The sequence below is a fragment of the Ruegeria sp. F5 genome (genome assembly GCF_056533845.1).
Genome location: NZ_JBQFOU010000049.1, coordinates 1 through 4,347 on the forward strand (window position 1 = coordinate 1; position 4,347 = coordinate 4,347).

Here is a 4,347-nt window from a genome sequence, read left to right on the forward strand (position 1 = left end):
AAAGCAGTAGTAAGTTACGTTGCGTCGTAGGGCAAGTCCGCGTTTTCTGCTCGGCAACGTACCACACCGGGCCTCAGCGCCCAGCCAGTTGCCGAGGATGCCAGACCATGACCTTTCAGATTTACCCTCCGCTCGAGATCCCCGAGACGCTCGCCGCCGGGCCGGGGCCGGGCAATACCGATGCCCGCGTCCTGCGCGCCTTTGCCAGCGCCGGAGTTGCAGATCACATGCAGGGCGACGTGCTGCGCGGCATGGTCGAATGCAAGCACATGCTGCGCGAGATCTGGGGCACTTTAAACACATATACATTCGCGGTCGCGGGCACCGGCTGGAGCGCCTTGGACACCATGTTCTCGGCCGTCATGCCCGGCGACAGGGTCGTTGCATTCAACAACGGCACTTTTTCGGGCATCGACACACTGACCCTTCGCATCAAGGCGGCAACGCCGGAAGAGCATGCCGCCAGCCCGCTGGACCCGCAGGCCGCCAGCGTCACCGTCATCGACGTGCCGCATGGTCAGCCGGTGACCGGTGAAATGGTCGCGGCCGCACTGGCCGAACACAAACCCAAATGGGCCTTCATGGCGCATTGGGAAACCGGGTCCGGGCGTATCAACGATTTGCGCGGGTTTTCCGATGCCTGCGAGCGCCATGGCGCGATGGGCCTGATCGACGCGGTATCGTCGCTGGGGGTCGCGGATTTCCGGATCGACGACTATCCAGGCATCGCTGGATGGGCCTCTTGCCCGCAAAAGGGCCTGTGCTGCTTGCCATTGACCTATGCGCCGGTCAGCTTTTCCGATGAATACATCGACAGCCTGAAATCAACAGGCGGCTACAGCTATGTCCACAATCCCATTTTCGAGGCCCGTCATTGGGGAATCGTCGATGGGCAGGACGTCGAGAAAGGTACCTATCACCGGACCCATTCCGGCTACGCTGTGGCGGCCTTTCACGAATCCCTGCGCCTGACGCTGACGGAAGGGCTGGCCAAGCGGTCCGCCGCCTACCGGACCCATGAACAGGTGCTGCGGGATGCGGTAACCGCGATGGGATGCCAGGTGACCTCGGACATGCCCAGTCTTCTGGTCCTCAACCTGCCGCCGGAACTGGCCGGGCGCGAGATGGAACTGGTGCAGAAGTGTCGGGCGCAGGGGTTTGGCATCTGGCCGACGCTCAGCGCGCCGGTGCAGGTCCGGATCGGCATCCTCAATCAACTCAACCGTCAGGCAATCAGCCAGATCATCCGCCTGTTTGCCGACGCCCTGCGCGATCTGGGCGGCAAAGTCGATTTCGACGAGATCGAAGCGCTGCTCGAAAGCCGCTACGGCACATCAATCGCGGCTTGAACGCACTGCATAAACGGGAGACATGCAGATGGATATTCACGAATATCAGGCGAAAGAGGTTCTTTCGAATTTCGGCGTCGCCATACCGTCCGGGGCGCTGGCCTACAGCCCGGAACAGGCGGCCTATCGCGCCCGCGAGTTGGGCGGCGACAAGTGGGTCGTCAAGGCGCAGGTTCATGCCGGGGGCCGTGGCAAGGCCGGTGGTGTCAAGCTGTGCAACACCGAGCACGAGATCCACGAGGCCTGCGACGAGATGTTCGGACGCAAGCTGGTGACCCATCAGACCGGCCCCGAAGGCAAAGGCATCTACCGCGTTTACGTCGAATCCGCCGTGCCGATCGACAGCGAGATCTACCTGGGTTTCGTACTGGACCGTTCCAGCCAGCGGGTGATGATCGTCGCCTCCTCGGAAGGCGGCATGGAGATCGAGGAAATCTCGGCGGACCGCCCCGACAGCATCGTGCGCTCCATCGTGGAACCCGCCGTCGGGCTGCAGGAATTCCAGGCCCGCGAGATCGCGTTCAATCTGGGCATCGAACCCCGTCTGGTTCAGCAGATGGTCCGGACGCTGCAGGGCTGCTATGCCGCCTTCAGCGAACTGGATGCGACCATGGTCGAGATCAACCCGCTGGTCATCACCGGCGACGACCGCGTATTGGCGCTGGACGCCAAGATGAGCTTTGACGACAACGCCCTGTTCCGTCACCCGCAGATTGCCGAGTTGCGGGACAAAAGCCAGGAAGACCCGCGCGAAAGCCGCGCGGCGGACCGCGGGCTGTCTTACGTGGGTCTTGAGGGCAATATCGGCTGCATCGTGAACGGGGCCGGGCTGGCCATGGCCACGATGGACACGATCAAACTGGCCGGTGGCGAGCCGGCGAACTTCCTGGATATCGGTGGCGGCGCCTCGCCGGAACGGGTGGCCAAGGCGTTTCGGCTGGTTCTGTCCGACCAGAACGTTCAGGCGGTATTGGTCAACATCTTTGCCGGTATCAACCGCTGCGACTGGGTCGCCGAAGGCGTCGTACAGGCACTGCGCGAGTTGGAGATCGACATCCCTGTCATTGTGCGACTTGCCGGGACCAACGTTGAAGAGGGTCAGAAGATCCTCGCCAAATCCGGCCTGCCGATCATCCGAGCCACAACGCTGATGGAAGCCGCCGAACGGGCGGTGGGCGCCTGGCGGAACGATCTGACCCAAAACACCAAGGTGAGGGCTGTATAATGAGCATTCTTCTCGACCGCGACTCTCGCGTAATCGTTCAGGGGATCACCGGACGCATGGCGCGCTTTCATACCAAGGACATGCTGGACTACGGCACCAACGTAGTCGGCGGCGTCGTTCCCGGAAAAGGCGGCGAAACCGTCCAAGGCGTGCCCGTTTTCGACACCGTGAAACAGGCGGTCGAAGCCACCGGCGCGGATGCCAGCCTTGTTTTCGTGCCGCCCCCCTTCGCTGCGGATTCGATCATGGAGGCAGCAGATGCCGGTATCCGCTACTGCGTCTGCATCACCGATGGCATCCCGGCGCAGGACATGATCCGCGTCAAGCGCTACATGTACCGTTATCCCCGCGACAAGCGCATGGTGCTGACCGGCCCCAACTGTGCCGGAACCATTAGCCCCGGCAAGGCTTTGCTGGGGATCATGCCCGGTCATATCTACCTGCCCGGCAATGTCGGCATCATCGGCCGCTCGGGAACGCTGGGCTATGAGGCTGCGGCGCAGCTGAAAGAACGCGGTATCGGAGTATCGACCAGCGTCGGCATCGGTGGCGATCCGATCAACGGGTCCTCGTTCCGCGACATCCTCGAGCGGTTCGAACAGGATGAAGACACCGAAGTGATCGCCATGATCGGCGAGATCGGCGGCCCGCAAGAGGCGGAAGCGGCGGAATATATCCGCGATCACGTCACCAAGCCGGTTGTGGCCTATGTCGCCGGTCTGACCGCGCCCAAGGGCCGGACCATGGGCCATGCTGGTGCGATCATCTCTGCCTTCGGCGAAAGCGCCAGCGAGAAGGTCGAGATTCTGTCCGCCGCCGGTGTGACGGTGGCCGAAAACCCCGCGGTGATCGGCGAAACAATCGCCCGCGTCATGGGAAAGGCTGCGTGATGGTCAAGCCTTCGGTTCTTGTCACCCGTCGCTGGCCTGCCGCCGTCGAGGCGCAGCTGGCCGAAAACTACAACACCGTGCTGAACACCGGGGACAAGCCCATGTCCCCGGCTGAAATCCGCGATGCGCTGAAACGCTATGACGCGGTTCTGCCCACGGTCACCGACACGCTCAGCGCCGAGGCGCTGGACGTGCCTGCGGCCCAGACCAAAATCCTGGCCAATTACGGCGTCGGTTACAGCCATATCTGCGAGCCTTCGGCGCGCGGCCTGGGCATGACCGTGACCAATACGCCCGATGTGCTGTCCGAGTGCACGGCGGATCTGGCCATGACCCTGCTGCTGATGGTCGCCCGCCGCACCGCTGAGGGCGAGCGCGAGTTGCGCGCGGGCAACTGGTCCGGCTGGCGGCCCACGCATCTGATTGGCACCAAGGTCAGCGGCAAGACGCTGGGCATCGTCGGCTATGGCCGCATCGGGCAGGAAATGGCCCGCCGCGCCCATCACGGCTTCGGCATGGAGGTGCTCGCCTATAACCGCAGCCCGGTCGCGCCCGAGGTTCTGGCCCGGTGCAACGCCCGGCAGGTCGACGCGATCGACGACATGCTGCCACAATGCGATTTCGTCTCGCTGCATTGCCCCGGCGGCGCCACCAACCGGCACCTGATCAACGCGCGCCGGCTGGACCTGATGAAGCCCGACGCGTTCCTGATCAACACCGCCCGCGGCGAGGTGATCGACGAACGCGCCCTGATCCAGTCGCTGTCTTTCGACATGATCGGCGGTGCGGCGCTGGATGTGTTCGACGGCGAACCGCGCATCAACCCCGACCTGCTGCAATGCGACAACCTGGTGTTGCTGCCGCATCTGGGCAGCGCCACGCG

4 protein-coding genes are annotated in these 4,347 nt (G+C 63.5%); all 4 read left to right on the forward strand.

All coding sequences use genetic code 11. The annotated features are described in order from the left end of the window. The first annotated feature begins 107 nt into the window (after positions 1-107). Positions 108-1,349 (forward strand): pyridoxal-phosphate-dependent aminotransferase family protein, encoded by a 1,242-nt coding sequence (locus ACR0K1_RS25290; RefSeq protein WP_480852277.1) that lies wholly within the window; start codon positions 108-110, stop codon positions 1,347-1,349. A 28-nt stretch (positions 1,350-1,377) separates the two neighbouring features. Further along, complete coding sequence (locus ACR0K1_RS25295) at positions 1,378-2,574, forward strand: malate--CoA ligase subunit beta (protein WP_480852278.1); 1,197 nt, start codon at positions 1,378-1,380, stop codon at positions 2,572-2,574. Next, positions 2,574-3,464 carry a succinate--CoA ligase subunit alpha gene (gene sucD / locus ACR0K1_RS25300; protein ID WP_480852279.1) on the forward strand — a complete coding sequence of 297 codons (891 nt, stop codon included), beginning with the start codon at positions 2,574-2,576 and terminating at the stop codon, positions 3,462-3,464. The genes ACR0K1_RS25295 and sucD overlap by 1 nt, the downstream gene beginning before the upstream one ends. Continuing rightward, the coding region (locus ACR0K1_RS25305) for a 2-hydroxyacid dehydrogenase (RefSeq protein WP_480852280.1) at positions 3,464-4,347 on the forward strand (884 nt) is incomplete at its 3' end. The genes sucD and ACR0K1_RS25305, both read left to right, overlap by 1 nt.

Excerpts from the sequence above, each read along its gene's own strand:
- ACR0K1_RS25290 (WP_480852277.1), top strand. The coding sequence starts at position 108 with ATGACCTTTCAGATTTACCCTCCGCTCGAGATCCCCGAGACGCTCGCC.
- sucD (WP_480852279.1), top strand. The coding sequence starts at position 2,574 with ATGAGCATTCTTCTCGACCGCGACTCTCGCGTAATCGTTCAGGGGATC.
- ACR0K1_RS25295 (WP_480852278.1), top strand. The coding sequence starts at position 1,378 with ATGGATATTCACGAATATCAGGCGAAAGAGGTTCTTTCGAATTTCGGC.